The organism is Pseudomonas marginalis, from assembly GCF_900105325.1.
Taxonomy (GTDB): domain Bacteria; phylum Pseudomonadota; class Gammaproteobacteria; order Pseudomonadales; family Pseudomonadaceae; genus Aquipseudomonas; species Aquipseudomonas marginalis.
Genome location: NZ_FNSU01000003.1, coordinates 602,613 through 624,456 on the forward strand (window position 1 = coordinate 602,613; position 21,844 = coordinate 624,456).

Sequence of the window (21,844 nt, forward strand, 5' to 3'; positions counted from 1 at the left end):
GTCAAAGATCCTTATTGGCCGGAAGCCTGGGCAACGGGTGTGGGGCTGTCATCGACCTCGACTTTTTCACCGGGGCGCGCGTGCTGCAGGCCTTCGACGACGATACGGTCGCCGGGCTTGAGGCCATGGCTGACCACCCAGCGGTCGTCGATCACCGCACCCAGTTCCACCGGCTGCTGGCTGACGGTCTGCTCGGCGTCGAGCAGCAGCACCATGGGGATGCCGGCGCTGTCGCGGGTGATGGCGCGTTGCGGCACGCTGATGCCTTGTTTGTCGACGGCTTGCTCCAGGCGTACCCGCACGAAGCTGCCGGGCAACAGGTCGAGGTCCGGGTTGGGGAACTCGCTGCGCAGGATGATCTGCCCGGTGCCCGGGTCGACGCTGATCTCGGCGAACAGCAACTTGCCCGGCAGCGGGTAGAGGCTGCCGTCGTCCTGGATCAACGTGGCCTTGGCCTGGTCCTGGCCGACCTGCTTCAAGCTGCCGGCGCGGAAGGCGCGGCGCAGGTCGTTGAGCTCGCGGGTGGACTGGGTGAGGTCGGCGTGGATCGGGTCCAGTTGCTGGATGATCGCCAGGGGCGTGGCTTCGTTCTGGCCTACCAGTGCCCCTTCGGTCACCAGGGCGCGGCCGATGCGTCCGGAAATCGGCGCGGTCACGGTGGCATAGCCCAGGTTCAACCTGGCGCGCTCGACGGCGGCCTTGTTGGCGGCGACTTCGGCGTTGGTCTGGCGCAGGTTGGCGCGGGCGTTGTCGTAGTCCTGGCCGCTGATGGCATTGCCTTCCACCAGTTGGCTGTAGCGCTGCTCCTGCAGGCGCGCCTGGAACGCATTGGCCTCGGCCTTGCTCAGGTTGGCCTGGGCGCTGTCCAGGTCAGCCTTGAACGGTGCCGGATCGATGCGAAACAACACGTCGCCCTGTTTGACGTCATGGCCTTCCTTGAAGACCCGTTGCATCACCACCCCGGCCACCCGTGCGCGCACTTCGGCAATGCGTGGCGCGGCGATGCGTCCGCTCAATTCGCTGGTGATGGAGAGGGGCTTGGCCTCAAGGGTTTCGATGCGCACTTTGGCCAGGGGCATTTGCGGCGCTTCGTCGGCCGATTGGTCACAGGCACTCAGGGCCAGCATCAGGGCCAACAGGCAAAATGGCGCAAACAGATTCTTCGACATGCTCTTATCCCAATATTGACTGGCGCATCCTAAGGGCACCGGCGCTGTGGTGCTGTGAAGCTATGTAGGTCGTCTGTGAAGAAATGTAAGGTGCGGCGCGCGGGGCGCCGAGGGCGTATATCCTTGCACAATCCTGCAACACACCAACAAACCGCATTATTTGGAAACACCATGCCCAACATCCTCCTGGTGGAAGACGACGCCGCACTCTCCGAGCTGATTGCCAGCTACCTGGAACGCAACGGCTACCACGTCAGTGTGCTCAGCCGTGGCGACCACGTCCGTGAGCGCGCGCGCCTCGACCCGCCGGACCTGGTGATCCTCGACCTGATGCTGCCCGGCCTCGACGGTCTGCAAGTGTGCCGCCTGCTGCGCGCCGACTCGGCGGGCCTGCCGATCCTGATGCTCACCGCCCGCGACGACAGCCACGACCAGGTGCTGGGCCTGGAAATGGGCGCCGACGACTACGTGACCAAACCCTGCGAGCCGCGTGTGCTGCTGGCGCGGGTGCGCACCTTGCTGCGGCGCAGCAGTTTGTCCGAGCCCCAGGTGGCCAATGACCAGATCCTGATGGGCAACCTGTGCATCGACCTGTCGGAACGCACGGTGACCTGGCGCGAACAGGCGGTGGAGTTGTCCAGCGGCGAATACAACCTGCTGGTGGTGCTGGCCCGGCATGCCGGCGAAGTGCTCAGCCGCGACCAGATCCTGCAACGGCTGCGCGGTATCGAGTTCAACGGCACCGACCGTTCGGTGGACGTGGCCATTTCCAAGCTGCGCCGCAAGTTCGACGACCACGCCGGTGAAGCGCGCAAGATCAAGACCGTGTGGGGCAAGGGCTACCTGTTCAGCCGTTCCGAGTGGGAATGCTGATCGATGTTTCGTGTGCTGCTACGTCTTTACCTGATCACCATCGTCACCTACAGCGCGGCGATCTTCCTGATTCCCAAGCTGGTGATCCAACTGTTCGAACACCGCTACCTGGACTACAACGTCGAGCAGTCACGGGGCATGCAGAAGCTGATCGTCAAGCAGTACCTGCGCGCGCCGGTGGAGCGCTGGTCCCAGGTGACCGAGCAACTGGGCAGTGACTTCGCGCCCCTCAAAGTGCAATTGCTGTTGCGCCAGGACGCGAGCTACACCACGCAGGAAGCCAAACTGCTGGAGCAGGGCAACCCCGTGATTCACCTGGGGGAGTTTGGCTGGATGGAGGACATCAGCTCGCCGCTCAACGAGCAGTTCGTGGTCAAGCTGACCATTCCGCCAGACCCGCTGGACATGAACCTGTTGTACTGGTCGATGAACGTGCTGATCGGTGCGGCGTTGCTGGCCTGCCTGCTGTTCTGGCTGCGTCCGCACTGGCGCGATCTCGAACGCCTGAAAAGTACCGCCACGCAACTGGGCAAGGGCAACCTGGCCGAGCGCACGCACATTCCGCCCAGCTCCAATATCGGCAGCCTGGCGTCGGTGTTCGACACCATGGCCGACGACATCGAACACCTGCTCAACCAGCAACGCGACCTGCTCAACGCGGTCTCCCACGAACTGCGCACACCCCTTACACGCCTGGATTTCGGCCTGGCCCTGGCGCTGTCGGAGGACTTGCCGGAGGCCAGTCGCGAGCGCCTGCATGGCCTGGTTGCGCATATTCGCGAGCTGGATGAATTGGTGCTGGAGTTGCTGTCCTACAGTCGCCTGCAAAACCCGACGCAATTGCCCGAGCGTGTGGAGGTGGTGCTCGATGAATTTATCGACAGCGTGTTGGGCAGCGTCGATGACGAGCTGGAAAACCCCGAGATCGTCATCGATGTGGCACTCGACTGCGCTGTGGAACGCTTCAGCCTCGACCCGCGCCTCACCGCCCGTGCCTTGCAGAACCTGTTGCGCAATGCCACGCGTTACTGCGACAAGCGCATTCAGGTGGGCGTCAAGGTCTGCGCCAAAGGCTGTGAAATCTGGGTGGATGACGATGGCATCGGCATTCCGCTGGACCAGCGCGAGCGTATCTTCGAGCCCTTTTACCGCCTCGACCGCAGCCGCGACCGCTCCACCGGTGGCTTTGGCCTGGGCCTGGCCATCAGCCGGCGAGCCCTCGAGGCCCAAGGTGGCACCCTGACCGCACTGGCCTCGCCGTTGGGCGGCGCACGGTTCCGGGTGTGGTTGCCCACGGCTGCCGATTAGAAAATCTCCCGGGGAAGGCGCACACTGTGCCCCCGCTTTACCCGAGGAGAGATTGGCAATGACTGGTGTCCACACGTCTGCTCAACAAGGTTTCTCTACCCAGGCCGTCACTTACGCCCAAGGCCGGCCGAATTATCCCAGGCAGCTCACCGGTTGGCTCACGGATGTGCTCGGCGTCGATGGGCACTCACGGGTGATCGACCTGGGCGCCGGCACCGGCAAGTTCACGCGCCTGCTCAGCACCCTGGCGCCGACGTTGATCGCCGTCGAACCGGTGCAGGCCATGGGTGCGCAGTTGACCCGGCTGTTGCCGGATGTGCGCCTGGTCAACGGCACCGCCGAAGCCATCCCCCTGGAAACCGCCAGCGCCGACGCGGTGGTCTGCGCGCAAGCCTTTCACTGGTTCTCCACCCAGGCCGCGCTGGCGGAAATCCACCGCGTGCTCAAGCCCGAAGGGCGCCTCGGGCTGGTGTGGAATGTGCGCGATGAGTCGGTGGACTGGGTGGCGGCGATCACTGCGATCATCACGCCCTACGAGGGTGACACCCCGCGTTTTCACTCCGGACGCTGGCGTGAAGCCTTCGACGGCAAGTACTTTTCAGTCCCCGAAATGACCTGTTTCCCCTATAGCCACGTCGGCAGCCCACAGGAAGTGATCATGGATCGCTTCCTCTCCGTGAGCTTTATTGCTGCGTTGCCCGAGGCTGAAAAAGCCCTCGTGACCGAGCAGTTGCGTGGCTTGATCGCCAGCCATCCAGCCCTGAAGGGCCGCGACACGGTGGCGTTTCCTTATCAGACCCAGGCGTATGTCTGTCGTCGACTGCCATAAAAGGCATAAAGTCAGATCATATTGATATAAGTCGTTATAAGAAAAATCGCTATCCTGCGGCCAGAAATTTATAAGGCCGCGGGTAGCGTTGATGGAAGTGGGTAACTTTGGTTTTGTAATTGCGGGCCTGATCGTTGGTTTTATCGTCGGCATGACCGGTGTCGGCGGGGGCTCCTTGATGACCCCGATCCTGTTGTGGTTCGGCATCAACCCGGCCACGGCCGTGGGCACTGACCTGCTGTACGCGGCCATCACCAAATCCGGTGGCGTGCTGGTCCACAGCAAGAACAAGAACATCGACTGGACCATCACCGGCTGGCTGACCCTGGGCAGCGTGCCTGCGGTGTTGCTGACCCTGTGGTTCCTCGCCAGCCTGCACACCGACCCCAGCGCCATGAACGCGGTGATCAAGCAGGCCCTCGGCGTGGTGCTGCTGCTGACCGCCCTGGCGATCCTGTTCAAGCAACGCCTGCTGGCGTTCGCCCAGCGCCACGCCGGCGATCACTACCATATGAACCCGCGCAACCTGAATGCCCTGACCGTGGTGACCGGTGCGGTGCTGGGGACCATGGTTGCGCTCACCTCCATCGGCGCCGGCGCCCTCGGTACGGTCGCGCTGTTTATCCTCTATCCGTTCCTGGCCACGCGCCGGCTGGTCGGCACCGAGATCGCCCACGCCGTGCCCCTGACCCTGGTGGCGGGCCTGGGCCATGCCGGCATGGGCAATATGGACTGGCACCTGCTGGGCTTCCTGCTGATGGGGTCGCTGCCGGGCATTTATTTCGGCAGCCACATGACCGGCAAGGTCCCGGACGGCGTATTGCGCCCGTGCCTGGCGATCATGTTGATGACCATCGGCTACAAATTGGCCTTTTGAGGCGCACACGGGATTCAACTACACAGGCAGGGGCCAAATGTGGGAGGGGGCTTGCTCCCGATAGCGGTGGATCAGTCAACTGATGAGGCGACTGACAAACCGCCATCGGGAGCAAGCCCCCTCCCACATTTTGACTGTGACCAACCTTGATTCAGGCTTTCGCCGGGCCATTGCCGATCTGCCACACAAACGGCGGCTCGGTGCCATTGATCACCCAGTCCCCCACGATCCGCGCCTTGTAGATCACCGGGTTGTGCGACGACACGGTCCGCGCATTGCGCCAATGGCGGTCGAGGGACTTGCCCTGGCGCACATCCGAGGCCCCCAGTGCGTTGAACAACTCACTGGTGGCGCGCTGGATCAGTTCCGACACCACCACCTGCGCCGTGGCTGACTCGATTTCGGCGGCCACGTTGGCTTCGCGCTCGACCCCCTCATCCCCACCGAAACGCGCCAGGTACGCCCGCTGTGCCGGTACCGCAGCCCTCAGCGCGCTGGCTTCGGCGGCGTAGACCAGGGCGGCGACTTCGCCCACCACCTGCTGGATCTGGGCATCCTGGCTGACGTGCTGGGCATTGCCATGGCTGTAGATGCGCTTGCGGCTGCGCACCTGGTGGGCCACATCGCGCAATGCGGCACGGCCGATACCGGCGAGGCTGGCCAGCAGGACAAGTTGGTAGAACGCGGTCTGGTATTTGAAGCGGGTCGCGAAATCGATGACGTTTTCCGCCTCCACCACCGCATCGGTAAAGCGCGAGGTGCCGCTGCCGGTGGTGCGCTGGCCAAAGCCGTCCCAGTCATCGCTGTGTTCCACGCCGGGCTGGCGCGCGCGGGTGGCGGCGATCACATCGCCGCCGGTGTCGCTGCGCTGGGCGTACACGTCGATCCAGTCGGAGAAAATACTGCCGGTGCTGTAGAACTTTTCACCGTTGAGTTTCCACTGCTCGCCGTCCGGGCTGACCTTGGTGACAACGTCGCCAATGGCCACGGTGCCGATTTCGGTCCAGGCGCAGCCGACGATGTCGCCGTCGACAAAGCGTTTGAACCACAGGTCGCGGCCGGCACTGGGCGGCGCATTCAGGCGGTCTTCGGCAAAGGCGAAATGCCCGCGCAGGGCCTGGGGCACGTTGGAGTCGGCCTCGGCCAGTTCGATCAGCAGTTCGAACAACTGCGGCAGCGAAGCACCGCCACCGCCATATTCCACCGGCACCCGCACCGCGCCGAAGCCGGCTTCCTTGAGCCACTGGATCGGCTCGTGGGGCAGGGCGCGGGTTTGTTCGCGCTCCACTGCGCCAGCGGCGATGCGCTGGAAAATCGGGCGAAAGCGCGCCGCCAGCGTGGGGTAGTCGACGCCGACAGACAACGGGTTGATAACGTGGTGTTCGGTCATGAGCAGGGCTCCGGGGCAGTGATCGGTGCAGGGAGTGATTGCACAGTCCGTGCCGGGTGCCAGGGCCAATGTTTACGGGGGATGCATGCTGTCTACTGTTGCCCTGGCAACAGCAAATCGACAAACCGTCGCAATCCCTGACATCGGCATTCAACGCCTCCCAGCCCTGAATACATGCCGCACCCCTTGTGGCGCGGGCGTTTGCCTCCGCCTGGCACGCTTGCTGCTCCACACCTCGGTACATTCCTTTATGCGAGGTACCGTTCGATGAGTCAGCAAGCCGTGAAATTTGCCTATTGGGTGCCCAACGTCAGCGGTGGGCTGGTGGTCAGCAAGATCGAACAACGCACCCACTGGGGCATCGACTACAACCGCAAACTGGCGCAATTGGCCGAGAAAGCCGGCTTCGAATACGGCCTGACCCAGATCCGCTTCACCGCCGGCTACGGCGCGGAAAACCAGCATGAGTCCGTGGCGTTCAGCCATGCCTTGCTGGCCGCGACCACCAAGCTCAAGGTTATCGCCGCGATCCTGCCCGGCCCGTGGCAACCGGCGCTGGCGGCCAAGCAACTGGCGACCATCGACCAGCTCACCAATGGCCGCATTGCGGTGAACATCGTCAGTGGCTGGTTCAAGGGCGAGTTCCAGGCCATCGGCGAACACTGGCTGGAGCACGACGAGCGCTATCGCCGTTCCGAAGAATTCATCCGCGCCCTCAAAGGCATCTGGACCCAGGACGACTTTACTTTCAAGGGCGACTTCTACCGTTTCAACAACTACACCCTCAAGCCCAAGCCCCTGGGCCAGCCGGAAGTGTTCCAGGGCGGCAGTTCGCGAGCCGCGCGAGACATGGCGGCGCGCGTGTCGGACTGGTACTTCACCAACGGCAACACCCCGGAAGGCATCAAGGCCCAGGTCGATGACATTCGCGCCAAGGCTGCCGCGAACAACCATTCGGTCAAGGTCGGCGTGAATGCGTTCATCATCGCCCGCGACACCGAGGAAGAAGCCCGCGCCGTGCTCGCAGAGATCATCGACAAGGCCGACCCGGAGGCCGTGAACGCCTTTGGCGACGCGGCCAGGCAGGCCGGCAAGGCATCCCCCGAAGGCGAGGGCAACTGGGCCAAGTCCAGCTTTGAAGACCTGGTGCAGTACAACGATGGCTTCAAGACCAACCTGATCGGCACCCCGCAGCAGATTGCCGAGCGCATCGTCGCGCTCAAGGCGGTGGGCGTGGACCTGGTGCTGGCGGGCTTCCTGCACTTCCAGGAAGAAGTGGAGTACTTCGGCAAGCGCGTGTTGCCGCTGGTGCGCGAGCTGGAAGCCAAGGCCGGGATCAAGCAGGTGGCCTGACCAAGGTTTTCTCCAGGCGCAGGGCCGGGGTGTGGTCTGCGTAGTAGTCGTTGACCTGGGCGAAACGCCGGTAGCCGTTGCGTTCATACAGCGCCAGGGCGCGGGGGTTGTCGGTGCGTACCTCCAGGCGCAGGTGGGTGCAACCGTGCGTCACCGCGCAGGCCTCGACATGGCTGAGCAACTGCTTGCCCAGCCCGAGGCTGCGTGCGTGCTCGGCAATGGCGATGGAATACAGGCGCGCGAACACGCTGCCACGACGAAACAGCACCAGCGCATAACCGAGCAACTGCCCGTCCTGTTCCGCCACCAGCAACTGGCCGTGGGCGCGGCTGATCATCCAGTGAAAACTGCGCGATGAGAGCCGGTCGGTGGTGAAACACGGGTGCTCCAATGCGACTAATGCCGGTATATCGCCGGGTAATGCAATGCGAGAGAAAAGAGCCATATAACCGCCGTAAAAGTTGCGTAACGAAACGGGACTTCCCTAAAAGATCGTGCTTAATAGAAAAGGTCGAGTTCTCTAAAGCGGATCAAATATTATGTCGGCGGTACAAGGTCATTGGCGTGAAGTATCCGAGCAAATCGTCGCGGCGACAATAACATCGAAGGGCTTTTTTTCTGCGCCGCCTCGAAGTAACAGTCAAGTGGTGATCATTGTTGAACGCAAGGAAGATTGGGCCTCCTACTTTCCCAGCGAAGACATCGTCACCGCCCAGGAGTACCTGGAGCAAACCCGGCAGAACGAGTCAGGCAAGCGGGTGCAAGTGATCAACCTGTGCCGCAGCTACAAGTACCTGGGGCACGGCTACTACTGCTCGTTGCTGGCCGAAGCGCGCGGACACAAGGTGATTCCTTCGGTGCGCACCATCAGTGAGCTGACTAAAAAGTCGCTGTACGGCCTGGCGCTGGATGACTTGGATAAAACCCTTGATAAAGCCTTGAGTCATCACCTCTACAGTAATACCGAAGGGTTTACCCTGACACTTTACTTCGGCAGGACCAATATAGAACCGTTGCAGGAATTGGCCCGTCAGTTGTTTGAAACATTCCCATGTCCGATCTTGTTAGTTGAGTTCAGAAAACATAACGGTTGGCATATCGTAGGGGTCAAGTCCGGCGTATTGCACAAGTTACGAGACGACCAGGAAGATCAATTCGCCCACGCCCTCGATAACTTCAGCCGCAAGATCTGGCGCCAACCTCGTTCGCGGCGACTGGCCCGTTACGACCTGGCGATCCTGCACGATCCACAGGAGCAGTTGCCACCGTCCAACGCCCGTGCCTTGGAGAATTTCATCCGCGTGGGCAAGGGACTGGGCATCGATGTGGAGCTGATCGAGCGCAAGGACTACGCGCGCCTGGCCGAATACGACGCCTTGCTGATCCGCGAGACCACCAGTGTCGACAACCATACCTACCGCTTTGCCAAAAAAGCCGAAAGCGAAGGCCTGGTGGTGATGGACGACCCGGCATCGATCCTGCGTTGTACCAACAAGGTCTACCTTACCGACCTGCTCAACAGCCATCAGTTAGGTATGCCTGCCACCGAGATTCTCTACAAGGAACGACCGCAGGACTTCGAGCGGGTCGGCGAGCGCCTCGGGTTTCCGCTGGTGTTGAAGATTCCCGACGGGTGTTTCTCCCGTGGCGTGATCAAGGTCGAAAGCCAGGAAGCCTTGCTCAAGGCCACTGCCGAGTTGTTCGAGCATTCGGTGCTGCTGCTGGCCCAGGAATTCTTTTACACCGAGTACGACTGGCGCATCGGCGTACTCAACCGCAAGCCGATCTTCGCCTGCCAATACTTCATGTCCAAGGGCCATTGGCAGATCTATAACCACAAGGCCATCGGCCAGGCCATCAACGGCGAATGCCGCACCCTGGCTGTCCATGAAGCGCCCAGGGCGGTGGTGGAACTGGCGGTGAAGACCGCCAACCTGATCGGCGACGGCCTCTACGGTGTGGACCTCAAGCAGTCCGGCGACAAGGTGGTGGTGATTGAGGTCAACGACAACCCCAACCTGGATGCCGGCATCGAAGACGCCTACTTGCAGGACGACCTGTACAGCCTGGTGCTGGAAGAGTTTGTGCGGCGCCTGGAGTTGAAACGCCAGGGCCAGGTCTGGTGAGTGGCTGAGTGCATGCCACAGGTGTTTAAAGTCGCGCCGCGTAGCTAACCGCGCACATCCGTAGCAGCTGCCGAGCGCAAGCGAGGCTGCGTCAGGCGCGCTGCCGATTCAGGACCGAGTCGCGGCCAACGCAGCCTCGCCGGGGCTCGACAGCTGCTACGAACGCCAATCACCTCACGGCCTCACCCCCGTAGCAACTGCCGAGCGCAAGCGAGGCTGCGTCGGTCGCGCTGCCGATTCAGGACCGAGTCGCGGCCGACGCAGCCTCGCCGGGGCTCGACAGCTGCTACGGATTTGCGCGGTGTTGCATAAGGCGGTATCTACGGCGGTGGGTGAATCAAGGGCGGGTTTGCAGGGTAAGGACTTCAAAGCCATCCGCCGTCACTGCCACCGTATGTTCCCACTGCGCCGACAGGCTGTTGTCCTTGGTCACCACCGTCCAGCCGTCTTTCAGGCTGCGCACCTTGGCGCCGCCCTGGTTGAGCATCGGTTCGATGGTGAACACCATGCCTTCACGCAGTTCCAGCCCGGTGCCAGGGCGGCCGAAGTGCAGGATCTGCGGCTCTTCATGCATCTGCTTGCCGATGCCATGGCCGCAATATTCACGCACCACGCTGTAGCCATTGGCCTGTGCATGGCTCTGGATCGCATGGCCGATATCCCCCAGGCGTGCGCCGGGCTTGACCTGGCGGATCCCGGCCCACATGGCCTCGAATGTCATATCCACCAGGCGCCGCGCCTTGGGCGCGACGGTGCCGATCATGTACATCTTGCTGGAGTCGGCGATAAAGCCGCCTTTTTCCAGGGTGATGTCGATGTTGACGATGTCGCCCTCCTTGAGGATTTCCTTGGCGCTGGGCATGCCATGGCACACCACTTCGTTGATCGAGGTGTTGATGGAGAAGGGGTAGTCGTATTGCCCGAGGCTGGCAGGGCGGGCTTTCAATTCGTTGCGGATAAAGGCTTCGACGGCGCTGTCCAGTTCCAGGGTGGAACGGCCGGCGGCGACAAACCCGTCGAGCATGTCGAACACTTGGGCCAGCAGGCGTCCGGACTCGCGCATCACAGCCAGTTGGGCGGCGGTCTTGATCATCAGCTGCGCCCCCGGATCAGGTCGGGCTTGTCCAGCAACAGTTTGTTGATCAGCTCGTGGTAGGGCAGGCTGGGATTGAGTTCGGCGAGCAGGCCGACCTTGATCCAGAACTCGGCCTGGGCGTTGATGGAACGGTCCATGGCCGCACTGGCCAGGCGCAGTTGTTCGTGCAGTTGGTCGCTGATCTTGACGATGCCCATGAGGTTCACTGTAGTGGTTGGATATACGAATCGTATATGTTTCGTATGTCGTCAGTAAACATGATGTTGACTTGATCCGGATGGCCGGTTAATTTCCAGGCATGACCTACCCAGCCTTCCGCAGCCAGCCAAGCATTATTACCGCCATTCCTCATTTGGCGGGATAGCACACGGCTGCACCCCAACCCGCCTTAGAGGCGGGTTTTGTTTGTTCCGTCTCCAGGGCCTTTAAAAACCAGGAGACACCCCATGAGCACGTGCCCCGCCCCGTCTACCGCTGATACGGCATTGCTTGAACACTATGTGAAAAAGATCCTCGCCGCGCCGGTCTATGACCTCGCGGTGCGGACGCCCCTGCAAGCCGCACCGGCACTCTCGGCAATGCTCGGCAACCAGGTGCTGCTCAAGCGTGAAGACCTGCAACCGACCTTTTCCTTCAAGATTCGCGGCGCCTACAACAAGCTGGTGCAGCTTACCGGCGCGCAGAAAGCGCGCGGTGTGGTGACGGCGTCGGCGGGTAACCATGCGCAAGGCGTGGCACTGGCGGCGAAGACGCTGGGGCTCCAGGCGCGGATCGTGATGCCGTGCAGTACGCCGGAATTGAAGGTGCTGGGCGTGCGCTCCCGGGGCGCCGAAGCGGTGCTGCACGGCGAGAGCTTCCCGTTTGCCCTGGCCCATGCGCTGCAACTGGCCGAGATGTCCGGCTGCACCTTCGTCTCGCCCTTCGATGACCCGGAGGTGATCGCCGGCCAGGGCACGGTGGCCATGGAAATCCTGCGCCAGCAACAAGGCCCGTTGGACGCGATCTTCGTGCCCGTGGGCGGCGGCGGCCTGATCGCCGGCATTGCGGCCTACGTCAAATACCTGCGGCCCGAAGTGCGCATCATCGGGGTCGAGCCCGAAGGCTCCAGTTGCCTGCTCGCCGCACTGCAGGCCGGGGAACGGGTGGTGTTGCCAAGTGTCGACGGGTTCGCCGATGGCACCGCAGTCGCGCAGATCGGCGCCTATGGCTTTGAGATCTGCCGCGATTGGGTCGACGAGGTGATCACCGTCAGCAATGACGAACTGTGCAGCGCAATGAAGTTGATCTATGACGATACGCGTTCCATCACCGAGCCTTCCGGTGCGTTGGCGGTGGCGGGGGTTCGCAAGTACGTGGCCAGTCGTGGGGTGAGTGGGCAGACCTTGGTCGCAGTTAATTCAGGCGCAAATATCAACTTTGATAGTTTGCGATATGTTGCTGAAAGAGTGGCGGCACAAGCTGCAGTTTAATTCGAAGCGTGGGGTTAAACGATTAATCGAAGCGGTTCGACGATGATTTAACTGGGGTGACCTAAGCTATATAAATTCCTACATTGCTTATGAAGAAAAGTTACAACAAAAACGGAATTTGCCGAGTAGGCTGGTAAAGGTAAGCGTCTTCCAGGGCTGGCGAGACGTGGCAGGCACGGGCCTGCAGACCTATAACAATCGATTGGCAGTCTCAAAAAAGGAGAGGTTGGCCATGCTTTCGGAATTAGAACTTCGCAGCATTATTGAAGGAAGTTTCCTGCCTAAACGGTGCGAATGCACCAAAGCCGAAGATGCTTCGCTGACGATCAAGGTCTATGACGACCGCGACCGTGACCGGGTGGATTTGGAGGTCAAAGGTATCAATGCTGACAAACTCGACAGCAGTCGAGCTATTTGCAACCTCATTACCGGGTTGCGTGAAGACCTCAAGCACAGCCATGCACCTGTCCAGCAGCGGGCTGGAGGGCGCGGTTACTACTGATCGTTGGTTATGAACGGTGGGCCTGGTAAATGCCAGGCCCAATGCTGTGTATGTTTGCCCATCAATTCTGGAAATCGCAGGCTTCGGACATCTTCCGGTAGCTCACGTCTTCCACTTTGCCCGCCTTGTCCAGGAACTTGATATCCGCATCAATGACTTTACAGTCGCCGGTTGGGGTTTCGTTCATGGCCAGGACCTTGGCAATGTTCATCGGCATGCCGTAATGATAAGGCACGGGGTTGACCGCCTGGGTTTGATCGTCAGCCTGGGCCAGGCCCGACACTGCCGCCAGCGCCAGGGCGCCGCCGAGCATTAAGGTGTGCAGTTTCATGGTGGTGCTCCGCAAGTGAGTGGAATTTCACTCTCGACTTGCGGGATTAACCATCGATTAATTTTGCCCTGGCTGACAAAACCTTCATCCAAGCTGCTGGCGATACGGCAGGTCCGGCCCGGTCTTGCCGCACGTCAGTGCCGCAGCGCGGATGGCAAAACCGAGCATGGCGTCGATCTGCACGCGGGTCAGTTGTTGCAGGCCTTGCACCGAGTCCAGCTGGTGCTCGGTCAGCCAGGCAATCAACGCGGCCTGGAAGGTATCCCCGGCACCCACGGTATCCGCCATCACCACGCGCTGTGCCGGTTGCGACCAGGTGCCATGCTGACGGCTGAACACACTGGCGCCATCGCCGCCACGGGTGAGGAACACCAGCTGGCAACGGTGTTGCAGCCAGCCCTGCAGCACGCTTTCCGGCGACTGGCCGGGGTAGAGCAGGTGCAGGTCTTCGTCGCTGACCTTGATCAGGTCGGCATGCTTGGCCAACTCGGCGACGCGGTCGCGCCACAGTTGGATATCCGGCTGCGGATTAAGGCGCACGTTGGGGTCGAGGCTGATCAGGCGCTTGCCGCTTTCGCGCTTGACCAGGCTCAGCAGGGTGTCGCCGATCGGTTGCACCACCAGGGAGAACGAACCGATATGCAGCCCGCGCACCTCATCGCCGAGGACCGGCAAATGCGCGACTTCCAGCAGTCGGTCGGCGCAGCCTTCACCACGGAAGTTGTACTGCGGTGAGCCATCGGCGCCCACGGCGACCATCGACAAGGTGGTCGGCGCGGCGAACTCCACCAGGAACCGCTCGCTGACGCCTTCATCCTTGAGCACCTGCAACAGGCGCCGTCCGAGGAAGTCGCTGGACAGGCCGCCGAACAACCCGGCCTCAATGCCCAGGCGGCGCAAACCCACCGCGACGTTGAACGGTGAACCACCGGCAATCGCCTTGTAAGTGACCTTGGAGGCCTGCCCGCTGGCATCTTCCTCGCTGAAAAAATCAAACAGCGCTTCACCACACACCAGATACATAGTCGTTCGCTCTTAAAGGGTTGCCACGTGCTGTTGATAGCGTTCGTAAGCCAGTTGATAGGCGCCGACATTGGCCGCCACCGGCAGGGTACGGCTGGCCGGGTCGACGCTCACGCATTTGTCGCACAGGCTGGCCAGGGACTCTCCGGACTGGCTCCACGCCGCCTGGATCGCCGCGCCCAGGGCGGCGGCTTCGCTTTGTTCGGTGCAGATCACTTCGGTGTTCATGATATCGGCGACCATCTGCCGCCACACCGGGCTTTTCGAGCCGCCGCCGATCAGGCGGATGCTCTGGCTTTGCAGGCCGGTGTGGCGTAGCAGATCGAGGCCGTAGCGCAGGCCGAAGGTGGTGCCTTCGACCACCGCGCGGCACAGGTTGGCACGGGTCAGGTTGGTCATGGTCAGCCCATGCAGGCTGCCGGTGGCGTGGGGCAGGGCGGGTACGCGTTCGCCATTGAGGAACGGCAGCATGCTGACGCCATCGGCGCCAATCGGGGCTTGCTCGACCAGTGCGTTGAAGGCGTTGAGGTCCAGCTCGAACAACTCGCGAATCACCCCGGTAGCGTTGGTCAGGTTCATGGTGCAGATCAACGGCAGCCAGCCGCCGCTGGACGAGCAGAAGGTTGCGACCGACGCCTGCGGGCTGACGTTGGGCTGGTCGGCGAAGGCATACACGGTGCCGGACGAGCCCAGGCTCATGGTGATCACGCCGGGGACGATATTGCCCGTGCCGATGGCACCCATCATGTTGTCGCCGCCGCCGCTGGACACCCTGGCATTGGGGTTGATGCCCAGGCGTTCGGCGATGGCCGGCAGGATCGTGCCTACGCTTTGATCGGCTTCGATCAATGTCGGCAGCGCAGCTTCGAGACGGCCGCTGGGGTCGATGTGCTTGAGCAGCGCCATATCCCAGGCGCGGGTGCGCACGTTGAAGTAACCGGTGCCCGAGGCATCGCCGTATTCCGCGACCGCGCGGCCGGTGAGCCAGTAGTTGAGGTAGTCGTGGGGCAGCAGCACATGGGCGATGCGCGCGAACACATCCGGGTGCTGCTCGCGGGTCCACAGCAGTTTCGACACGGTGTAGCCCGGCGCAATCGCCACGCCCAGGCGTTCCAGCGAGCCGCCTTCGCCGCCCAGGTAGGCCAGCAGGCGCTCGTTCTCCAGCGCGGTTTCGGTGTCGCACCACAGCTTGGCCGGGCGCAGCACCTGGCCGCTGTCATCCAGCAACACCAGGCCGTGCTGCTGGCCGGACACGCCGATGCCGAGGATGTCCTGGCCGTCCACGCCGGCCTGTTGCAAGGCGCGGTGGGTGGCTTCGGTAAAGGCGTCCAGCCATTCCTGGGTGTGCTGCTCGCGACGGCCATTGGCGCCGCTGATCAGGGTGTGCGCGGCGGCGCCCAGGCCCAGTACCTTGCCGCTGGACGCGTCGAGGACGATGGCCTTGGTGCCTTGGGTGCCGCAGTCGATGCCGAGGAACAGGTTTTGCTGGGTCATGAGGGTGTGCTCAGCGGTGTTATTTTTTTGGATTGGCAACCCGGTCCAGTGTGGGAGGGGGCTTGCTGTGGTGAGTGGGGCTTGTCCCCCGACGGGTTCACCACAGATTTGTGGGCTGCTTCGCAGCCTGGCGCGGGGCAAGCCCACTCACCACAGCAAGCCCCCTCCCACATTTAAACCGGTTTCTTCAGGAGGTGCTTCAGGGTAGTGGTGACGCCGTTATCACGCAGGCTCCCATAGCACCGCTCGAACGCTGCCACAAACTCAGGCGAGTTGGGAATAGCCGTACCGAAAATCTCTTCCACTGCCAGCAACCGCTGGCTGATCAGTGCATCGTCACTCACCAGCCCCTGGCAGAACTCGGCGCGCGGATCGGGGATTGTGTAGCTCACGCCATTCTCATCCACACCCTTCAAATACAAGGCCCAGGCCGCGACGACCAGTGCTGCACGCTCGGTCTCACGGCCGTCGGCAATCAGGCGGTTGATGGTCGGCACGGTGAACTTGGGAAACTTCGACGAGCCATCCGAACACACCCGTTCCAACTGGTCGGCAATCGCCTGGTTGGAGAAGCGGTCCACCAGGGTCTGCTTGTAGTCGGTCAGGTCGATGCCCGGTACCGGCGCGAGGTTTGGCGTGACGTCGAGGTCCATGTAGGCGCGCATGTAGGCCACGAACAGCGGGTCGTTCATGGTCTCGTGCACAAACCGATAGCCCTTGAGAAAACCCAGGTAGGTCAGGGCCAGGTGGCTGCCGTTGAGCAAGCCGATCTTCATCTCTTCATAGGGTGTCACATCGTCGGTGAACTGCACGCCAACCTTTTCCCACGCCGGGCGGCCGTTGACGAATTTGTCTTCCAGTACCCACTGCACAAAGGGTTCGCAAACAACTGGCCAGGCATCGTCGATGCCGTGTTCATCGTGCAGTTGCAGGCGGTGGGCGGTGCTGGTCATCGGCGTGATGCGGTCGACCATGGCGTTCGGGAAGCTCACATGGGCCTTGATCCAGTCATGCAGCTCGGCATTGTGCAGGGCGGCGAACGCCAGCAGTGCCTTGCGCGTGACAGCGCCATTGTGGGGCAGGTTATCGCAGGACATCACGGTAAACGCCGGGATGCCGGCCGCGCGGCGCTGGGTCAATGCCGCGCAGATAAAGCCGAACACGGTTTTTGGCGACGACGGATGAGCCAGGTCGTGCTGGATCTGCGGCAAGTGGGCCATAAACTCGCCGTTGCTGTCGTCGATGCAGTAGCCGCCTTCGGTGATGGTCAGCGAGACGATGCGAATCTCGGGGCTGGCCAGTTTATCGATCAATGCCTGGGCGCTGTCTTCGGCCAGCAGCATGTCGCTGATCGAGCCGATCACGCGCACTTCGGTGTCGTCGGTGTCGCCCAGTTCGTACAGGGTGAACAGGTAGTCCTGGCCGGCCAGGTCATCGCGGGCCTTGCGGTCCTCGCTGCGCAGGCCAACGCCGCAGATGCTCCAGTCCAGGCCCTCGCCGGTATTCATCAGCGCATCGGTGTAATACGCCTGGTGCGCGCGATGGAAGCCGCCGACGCCGATATGGGCGATGCCCTGGCGTGTGTCGGCAAGCGTATAGGCTGGCAATTTCACTTCGGGCGCCAGCTGGGTGAGGTTCTGCTTATTCAGTTTCATCGATCAATACTCGCGAAATCAGGCGGCGGCGCGCAGTGGACGGGCCACAGCCACGCCGTCGGTGTCGAACAGATGGCAGTGCGCCGGGTCCAGGTGCAGGTGCAGCGTTTCGCCGTATTGGCTGGCCATGTCGCCGCGAATCCGCATGGTCAGCGGCTCGCCATTCGAGGTGATGACGTGGCAGAAGGTGTCGCTGCCCAGGCGCTCGCCGACGTCGGCCGTCACCGTCAGGGTGGTTTGCCCAGGCGACGCGATTTCCAGGTGCTCCGGACGAATGCCCAGGGTCACCGCGCTGCCCACGCTCAGGCTGGCGCCGCTCAGCGGCAGGCTGATCAGAGTGCCGGCGTCCAGCTGCACCTCACAGCCCTGGCCGTCGACGCGGGTGACCTTGCCCTTGAGGAAGCCCATTTTCGGCGTGCCGAGAAAACCCGCCACAAACAGGTTGGCCGGCTGGTGGTACAGCTCCAGCGGCGAGCCGACCTGCTCGATACGCCCGCTGTTCAACACGACCACCTTGTCGGCCAGCGTCATGGCTTCAACCTGGTCATGGGTCACGTAGATCATGGTCGCTTGCAGCTCTTTGTGCAGGCGCGCCAGTTCCAGGCGCATCTGCACGCGCAGGGCGGCGTCGAGGTTGGACAACGGCTCGTCGAACAGGAAGATCTTCGGGTTGCGCACAATCGCCCGGCCGATCGCCACACGCTGGCGCTGGCCACCGGAGAGTTGCTTGGGCTTGCGCTCCAGCAGCGGGCCCAGTTCGAGGATGCGCGCCGCTTCGTTGACCTTGCTCTCCACCAGCTGCTTGTCGACGCCGGCCAGGTCCAGGGCAAATGACATGTTCTTGCGCACGCTCATGTGCGGGTACAGGGCATAGGTCTGGAACACCATCGCCAGGTCGCGCTTGGCCGGGGTGACTTCGGTGATGTCGCGGCCATCCAGTTCGATGGTGCCTTCGCTCACTTCTTCGAGGCCGGCGATCAGGCGCAGCAGGGTGGATTTACCGCAGCCCGAGGGGCCGACGAAGACCACGAATTCCTTGTCGTTCACTTCCAGGTCGATGCCCTTGATGATCGAGAAACCTTCGAAGCCTTTTTGCAGATTCTTGATTTTCAGGTTGGCCATGGGATGGGCCTCCTTTTTGAATTTTTATAGGAAACCGTTATTTCACGGCGCCGAAGGACAAACCGCGCACCAGCTGTTTCTGGCTGATCCAGCCAAAGATCAGGATCGGCGCGCAGGCCAGGGTCGAGACGGCAGACAATTTGGCCCAGAACAAGCCTTCGGGGCTGGAGTAGGAGGCGATCAGTGCGGTCAACGGCGCTGCGTTGGACGAGGTCAGGTTCAACGACCAGAAGGCTTCGTTCCAGCACAGGATCAGCGACAGCAGCACCGTGGAGGCCAGGCCGCCCTTGGCGATCGGCAGCAGCACCCGGACCATTTCCTGCCACAGCGTGGCGCCGTCCAGGCGCGCGGCTTCGAGGATGTCCTTGGGGATGTCCTTGAAGTAGGTGTAAACCATCCAGACCACGATCGGCAGGTTGATCAGGGTGTAGATGATGATCAGCGCGATGCGCGTATCCAGCAGGCCAAAGCTCTTGGCCAGCAGGTAGATCGGCATCAGCACGCCCACCGGTGGCAGCATCTTGGTGGAGAGCATCCACAGCAGCGTGCTCTTGGTGCGTTTGGTTTCGTAGAACGCCATGGAGTAGGCGGCCGGCACCGAAATCAGCAGGCACAGGGCGGTGGCGCTGAATGAAATCAGCACCGAATTCCAGGCATAGCTGAAGTAGTTGCTGCGCTCGTTGATGTGCAGGTAGTTCTCCAGGGTCGGCGTGAAGATGAACTGCGGCGGCGTGGCGAACGCGTCGATTTCGGTCTTGAAGCTGGTCAGCACCATCCAGAAGATCGGGAAGAAAATCAGGATCGCGATGGCCCAGGCCAGGGTGCCGAGCAACAGGCTTTGCAGGCGGCGGGATTGTTGAAGCGTCATGGCGCGGCCCTCAAGGCTTGTCAGTCAGGTTTTTGCCGATCATCCGCACCAGGATGATCGCCGCGATATTGGCGATGACCACGGCGATCAAGCCGCCGGCCGAGGCCATGCCCACGTCGAACTGCACCAATGCCTGGTTGTAGATCAGGTAGGCGAGGTTGGTCGAGGCGTAGCCGGGGCCACCGTTGGTGGTGGTGAAGATTTCGGCGAATACCGAGAGCAGGAAGATCGTTTCGATCATCACCACCACGGCAATCGGGCGGGCCAGGTGGGGCAGGGTCAGGTGCCAGAAAATCGCGATGGCACCGGCACCGTCCAGGCGCGCGGCTTCCTTTTGTTCCTGGTCGAGGGACTGCATGGCGGTCATCAGCAGCAGGATCGCGAACGGCAGCCATTGCCACGACACAATGATGATGATCGACAGCAACGGATAGTGCGCCAGCCAGTCCACGGGCTCGGCGCCGAAGAACTTCCACACGGCCGCGAGAATCCCCGACACCGGGTGGAAAATCAGGTTCTTCCAGATCAGCGCACCGACGGTGGGCATGATGAAGAACGGCGAAATCAACAGCACCCGGACGATGCCACGCCCGAGGAACTCACTGGCCTCCAGCAGCGCACTGATCAACACGCCGAACACCACGCTGATCAGCAGCACGCTGCCCACCAGCAACAACGTATTGGTGGCGCCGGGCAGGAAACCCGAGTCAGTGATGAAGTAGGTGAAGTTCTCCAGCCCCACGAATTGGTTCTCGCCGGGGTAGAGCAGGTTGTAGCGAATCAGCGAAAAGTACAGGGTCATGCCCAGCGGCACGATCATCCACAGCAGCAGCAGGGCGACCGAGGGCGTGACGAGGAACCAGCCGGGGTTGGCCAGGCGGTTTTTGGCGGATGTATTCATGATAGTCAAGGCCAGTCAGGTACAGGTGCGTAAAACCCCTGTAGGAGCGAGCTTGCTCGCGAAGGTATTTCAGGCGCCTTGCGGCGTCGGATGTACCTTTTTCGCGAGCAAGCTCGCTCCTACAGGATCGGGGGTTACTTGGGGTAACCCGCCCGCTTCATTTCACGCTCGGTGGTGGTCTGCGCGGCGGTCAGTGCAGCATCGACCGTTTGCTGGCCGGTCAGCGCGCCGGAGAAGAACTTGCCGACCTGGGTCCCAATCGCCTGGAACTCAGGAATGGTCACCAGCTGGATACCGATATACGGCACCGGCTTGAGGGTCGGTTTGGTCGGGTCGGCGACTTTCAGCGATTCCAGGGTCACCTTGGCGAACGGCGCGGCCTTCATGTACTCGTCGCTGTAGGTCGACTTGCGGGTACCTGGCGGCACGTTGGCAACGCCGTCGGTCTTGGCGACCAAGGCACCGTATTCCTTGGAGGTGGCCCAACTGGTGAACACCTTGGCGGCATCCTTGGCCTTGGAGCTGGTCGGGATCGCCAGGCTCCAGGAGTACAGCCACGACGTGCCCTTGTCGGTTTTTTCGTGGGGGGCAAAGGTGAAGCCCACATGGTCGGCCACTTTGCTTTGGGTCTTGTCGGTGACGAACGAGCCGGCGACGCTGGCATCGACCCAGATCGCGCACTTGCCGCTGTTGAACAGCGCCAGGTTTTCGTTGAAACCGTTGCTGGAAGCACCCGGCGGGCCGGATTTCTTCATGTTGTCGACGTAGAAGTTCAGCGCGTCCTTCCATTCGGGGCCGTTGAATTCAGGCTGCCACTTCTCATCGAACCAGCGCGCACCGTAGCCGTTGGCCAGGGTGGTGATCAGCGCCATGTTCTCGCCCCAACCGGCTTTGCCGCGCAGGCACAGGCCGTATTGCTCTTTGCTCTTGTCGGTGAGTTTGGCCGCGAATTCTCCGATCTGGCTCCAGGTCGGGTGCTCGGGCATGCTCAGCCCGGCGTCCTTGAACAGGTCGGTGCGGTAGTAGGTGATTGAGCTTTCCGCATAGAACGGCAGGGCGTACAGCGAACCCTTGACCGACAAACCGTCACGCACGGAAGGGAATACGTCGTCGAGGTCGTAGGACGCCGGCAGGTCCTTCATCGGTTCGAGCCAACCCTTGGCGCCCCAGAGTGCGGCTTCGTACATGCCGATGGTCAACACATCGAACTGCCCGCCCTGGGTGGCGATGTCAGTGGTCAGGCGTTGGCGCAGCACGTTTTCTTCCAGCACCACCCAGTTCAGCTTGATCTCCGGATGCTCGGCCTCGAAGGTTTTCGAGAGCTTCTGCATGCGGATCATGTCGCTGTTGTTGACGGTGGCAATGGTCAGGGTTTGCGCGCCAAGGCTGACGGCGCTGAGGGTCATACAGGTACAGGCAAGCAGAGCTTTTGCTGTGAACTTCATCGCGCACTCCATT

Annotated in this window: 20 protein-coding genes and 1 pseudogene; 8 read left to right on the forward strand and 13 right to left on the reverse strand. The window is 61.9% G+C overall.

Features of this window, described 5'->3' with window-relative positions; translation table 11 throughout:
* Positions 1 to 11: 11 nt before the first annotated feature.
* A complete protein-coding gene (locus BLW22_RS12065; protein WP_065948647.1) occupies positions 12 to 1,169 on the reverse strand; it encodes an efflux RND transporter periplasmic adaptor subunit in 1,158 nt (385 codons plus the stop codon).
* Positions 1,170 to 1,340: 171 nt separating this feature from the next.
* Between BLW22_RS12065 and BLW22_RS12070 the strand changes: the two genes are divergently transcribed.
* The 4 genes from BLW22_RS12070 (at position 1,341) to BLW22_RS12085 (ending at position 5,056) form a co-directional block, all read left to right on the forward strand.
* The gene (locus BLW22_RS12070; RefSeq protein WP_027606419.1) at positions 1,341 to 2,042 is read left to right on the forward strand and encodes a response regulator; all 702 of its coding nucleotides are present in this window, start codon (positions 1,341 to 1,343) and stop codon (positions 2,040 to 2,042) included.
* A 3-nt stretch (positions 2,043 to 2,045) separates the two neighbouring features.
* Positions 2,046 to 3,350: an ATP-binding protein gene (locus tag BLW22_RS12075; protein ID WP_065927862.1), complete on the forward strand. Its 1,305-nt coding sequence runs from the start codon at positions 2,046 to 2,048 to the stop codon at positions 3,348 to 3,350.
* 58 nt (positions 3,351 to 3,408) lie between these two features.
* Complete coding sequence (locus BLW22_RS12080; protein WP_065927861.1) at positions 3,409 to 4,179, forward strand: class I SAM-dependent methyltransferase; 771 nt, start codon at positions 3,409 to 3,411, stop codon at positions 4,177 to 4,179.
* Positions 4,180 to 4,270: 91 nt separating this feature from the next.
* Complete coding sequence (locus BLW22_RS12085) at positions 4,271 to 5,056, forward strand: sulfite exporter TauE/SafE family protein (protein WP_027606416.1); 786 nt, start codon at positions 4,271 to 4,273, stop codon at positions 5,054 to 5,056.
* 151 nt (positions 5,057 to 5,207) lie between these two features.
* Here BLW22_RS12085 and BLW22_RS12090 read toward each other — a convergent pair whose 3' ends face one another.
* Entirely contained in the window at positions 5,208 to 6,446 is a 1,239-nt protein-coding gene (locus BLW22_RS12090; protein ID WP_074846456.1) for an acyl-CoA dehydrogenase family protein, read from the reverse strand.
* Positions 6,447 to 6,713: 267 nt separating this feature from the next.
* On the opposite strand from BLW22_RS12090, the gene sfnG reads away from it, so the two are divergent.
* Positions 6,714 to 7,799 (forward strand): dimethylsulfone monooxygenase SfnG, encoded by a 1,086-nt coding sequence (gene sfnG / locus BLW22_RS12095; protein WP_074846458.1) that lies wholly within the window; start codon positions 6,714 to 6,716, stop codon positions 7,797 to 7,799.
* Here the strand turns inward: sfnG and BLW22_RS12100 are convergent.
* Positions 7,795 to 8,244 (reverse strand): annotated as a pseudogene (locus tag BLW22_RS12100) (GNAT family N-acetyltransferase); the annotation flags it as partial. The gene sfnG and the pseudogene BLW22_RS12100 overlap by 5 nt on opposite strands.
* Before the next feature lie 94 nt (positions 8,245 to 8,338).
* Between BLW22_RS12100 and BLW22_RS12105 the strand changes: the two are divergent.
* Positions 8,339 to 9,925 carry a RimK family protein gene (locus tag BLW22_RS12105; protein ID WP_065927857.1) on the forward strand — a complete coding sequence of 529 codons (1,587 nt, stop codon included), beginning with the start codon at positions 8,339 to 8,341 and terminating at the stop codon, positions 9,923 to 9,925.
* 337 nt (positions 9,926 to 10,262) lie between these two features.
* On the opposite strand, the gene map is transcribed toward BLW22_RS12105, so the two are convergent.
* Positions 10,263 to 11,018: a type I methionyl aminopeptidase gene (gene map / locus BLW22_RS12110; RefSeq protein ID WP_065927856.1), complete on the reverse strand. Its 756-nt coding sequence runs from the start codon at positions 11,016 to 11,018 to the stop codon at positions 10,263 to 10,265.
* Positions 11,018 to 11,218: a ParD-like family protein gene (locus BLW22_RS12115; RefSeq protein ID WP_027606410.1), complete on the reverse strand. Its 201-nt coding sequence runs from the start codon at positions 11,216 to 11,218 to the stop codon at positions 11,018 to 11,020. The genes map and BLW22_RS12115 overlap by 1 nt, the downstream gene beginning before the upstream one ends.
* A 249-nt stretch (positions 11,219 to 11,467) precedes the next feature.
* Between BLW22_RS12115 and ilvA the strand changes: the two genes are divergently transcribed.
* The gene (ilvA, locus tag BLW22_RS12120) at positions 11,468 to 12,490 is read left to right on the forward strand and encodes a threonine ammonia-lyase, biosynthetic (protein ID WP_074846461.1); all 1,023 of its coding nucleotides are present in this window, start codon (positions 11,468 to 11,470) and stop codon (positions 12,488 to 12,490) included.
* Between the two features lie 232 nt (positions 12,491 to 12,722).
* Positions 12,723 to 12,992 carry a DUF1652 domain-containing protein gene (locus tag BLW22_RS12125; RefSeq protein WP_027606409.1) on the forward strand — a complete coding sequence of 90 codons (270 nt, stop codon included), beginning with the start codon at positions 12,723 to 12,725 and terminating at the stop codon, positions 12,990 to 12,992.
* 61 nt (positions 12,993 to 13,053) lie between these two features.
* Here the strand turns inward: BLW22_RS12125 and BLW22_RS12130 are convergent, their stop codons facing one another.
* From BLW22_RS12130 to BLW22_RS12165, 8 genes are all read right to left on the reverse strand, one after another.
* Positions 13,054 to 13,323, reverse strand: coding sequence for a DUF2790 domain-containing protein (locus tag BLW22_RS12130; protein ID WP_027606408.1), 270 nt, complete (start codon positions 13,321 to 13,323; stop codon positions 13,054 to 13,056).
* Between the two features lie 84 nt (positions 13,324 to 13,407).
* Positions 13,408 to 14,346, reverse strand: coding sequence for a carbohydrate kinase family protein (locus BLW22_RS12135; RefSeq protein ID WP_065927855.1), 939 nt, complete (start codon positions 14,344 to 14,346; stop codon positions 13,408 to 13,410).
* A gap of 12 nt (positions 14,347 to 14,358) precedes the next feature.
* Positions 14,359 to 15,840 (reverse strand): xylulokinase, encoded by a 1,482-nt coding sequence (xylB, locus tag BLW22_RS12140; RefSeq protein WP_074846464.1) that lies wholly within the window; start codon positions 15,838 to 15,840, stop codon positions 14,359 to 14,361.
* A gap of 173 nt (positions 15,841 to 16,013) precedes the next feature.
* Positions 16,014 to 17,495, reverse strand: coding sequence for a mannitol dehydrogenase family protein (locus tag BLW22_RS12145; protein ID WP_065948642.1), 1,482 nt, complete (start codon positions 17,493 to 17,495; stop codon positions 16,014 to 16,016).
* Between the two features lie 18 nt (positions 17,496 to 17,513).
* A complete protein-coding gene (locus BLW22_RS12150; protein WP_065927852.1) occupies positions 17,514 to 18,617 on the reverse strand; it encodes an ABC transporter ATP-binding protein in 1,104 nt (367 codons plus the stop codon).
* Between the two features lie 37 nt (positions 18,618 to 18,654).
* On the reverse strand, positions 18,655 to 19,485 hold the full coding sequence (locus BLW22_RS12155) for a carbohydrate ABC transporter permease (RefSeq protein ID WP_027606403.1): 831 nt from the start codon (positions 19,483 to 19,485) through the stop codon (positions 18,655 to 18,657).
* 10 nt (positions 19,486 to 19,495) lie between these two features.
* Positions 19,496 to 20,386 (reverse strand): carbohydrate ABC transporter permease, encoded by an 891-nt coding sequence (locus BLW22_RS12160; RefSeq protein ID WP_051429369.1) that lies wholly within the window; start codon positions 20,384 to 20,386, stop codon positions 19,496 to 19,498.
* Between the two features lie 134 nt (positions 20,387 to 20,520).
* Positions 20,521 to 21,831, reverse strand: coding sequence for an ABC transporter substrate-binding protein (locus BLW22_RS12165; protein ID WP_027606401.1), 1,311 nt, complete (start codon positions 21,829 to 21,831; stop codon positions 20,521 to 20,523).
* Between the last annotated feature and the right edge of the window lie 13 nt (positions 21,832 to 21,844).

What these genes read in the sequence shown, in the direction of transcription:
- BLW22_RS12155 (WP_027606403.1), bottom strand. Translation starts at nt 19,485, where the DNA reads ATGACGCTTCAACAATCCCGCCGCCTGCAAAGCCTGTTGCTCGGCACC.
- BLW22_RS12165 (WP_027606401.1), bottom strand. Translation starts at nt 21,831, where the DNA reads ATGAAGTTCACAGCAAAAGCTCTGCTTGCCTGTACCTGTATGACCCTC.
- BLW22_RS12125 (WP_027606409.1), top strand. Translation starts at nt 12,723, where the DNA reads ATGCTTTCGGAATTAGAACTTCGCAGCATTATTGAAGGAAGTTTCCTG.
- BLW22_RS12065 (WP_065948647.1), bottom strand. Translation starts at nt 1,169, where the DNA reads ATGTCGAAGAATCTGTTTGCGCCATTTTGCCTGTTGGCCCTGATGCTG.
- BLW22_RS12135 (WP_065927855.1), bottom strand. Translation starts at nt 14,346, where the DNA reads ATGTATCTGGTGTGTGGTGAAGCGCTGTTTGATTTTTTCAGCGAGGAA.
- map (WP_065927856.1), bottom strand. Translation starts at nt 11,018, where the DNA reads ATGATCAAGACCGCCGCCCAACTGGCTGTGATGCGCGAGTCCGGACGC.
- BLW22_RS12085 (WP_027606416.1), top strand. Translation starts at nt 4,271, where the DNA reads ATGGAAGTGGGTAACTTTGGTTTTGTAATTGCGGGCCTGATCGTTGGT.
- BLW22_RS12080 (WP_065927861.1), top strand. Translation starts at nt 3,409, where the DNA reads ATGACTGGTGTCCACACGTCTGCTCAACAAGGTTTCTCTACCCAGGCC.
- BLW22_RS12145 (WP_065948642.1), bottom strand. Translation starts at nt 17,495, where the DNA reads ATGAAACTGAATAAGCAGAACCTCACCCAGCTGGCGCCCGAAGTGAAA.
- BLW22_RS12075 (WP_065927862.1), top strand. Translation starts at nt 2,046, where the DNA reads ATGTTTCGTGTGCTGCTACGTCTTTACCTGATCACCATCGTCACCTAC.
- BLW22_RS12160 (WP_051429369.1), bottom strand. Translation starts at nt 20,386, where the DNA reads ATGAATACATCCGCCAAAAACCGCCTGGCCAACCCCGGCTGGTTCCTC.
- xylB (WP_074846464.1), bottom strand. Translation starts at nt 15,840, where the DNA reads ATGACCCAGCAAAACCTGTTCCTCGGCATCGACTGCGGCACCCAAGGC.
- BLW22_RS12115 (WP_027606410.1), bottom strand. Translation starts at nt 11,218, where the DNA reads ATGGGCATCGTCAAGATCAGCGACCAACTGCACGAACAACTGCGCCTG.
- BLW22_RS12130 (WP_027606408.1), bottom strand. Translation starts at nt 13,323, where the DNA reads ATGAAACTGCACACCTTAATGCTCGGCGGCGCCCTGGCGCTGGCGGCA.
- BLW22_RS12105 (WP_065927857.1), top strand. Translation starts at nt 8,339, where the DNA reads ATGTCGGCGGTACAAGGTCATTGGCGTGAAGTATCCGAGCAAATCGTC.
- BLW22_RS12090 (WP_074846456.1), bottom strand. Translation starts at nt 6,446, where the DNA reads ATGACCGAACACCACGTTATCAACCCGTTGTCTGTCGGCGTCGACTAC.
- ilvA (WP_074846461.1), top strand. Translation starts at nt 11,468, where the DNA reads ATGAGCACGTGCCCCGCCCCGTCTACCGCTGATACGGCATTGCTTGAA.
- BLW22_RS12070 (WP_027606419.1), top strand. Translation starts at nt 1,341, where the DNA reads ATGCCCAACATCCTCCTGGTGGAAGACGACGCCGCACTCTCCGAGCTG.
- sfnG (WP_074846458.1), top strand. Translation starts at nt 6,714, where the DNA reads ATGAGTCAGCAAGCCGTGAAATTTGCCTATTGGGTGCCCAACGTCAGC.
- BLW22_RS12150 (WP_065927852.1), bottom strand. Translation starts at nt 18,617, where the DNA reads ATGGCCAACCTGAAAATCAAGAATCTGCAAAAAGGCTTCGAAGGTTTC.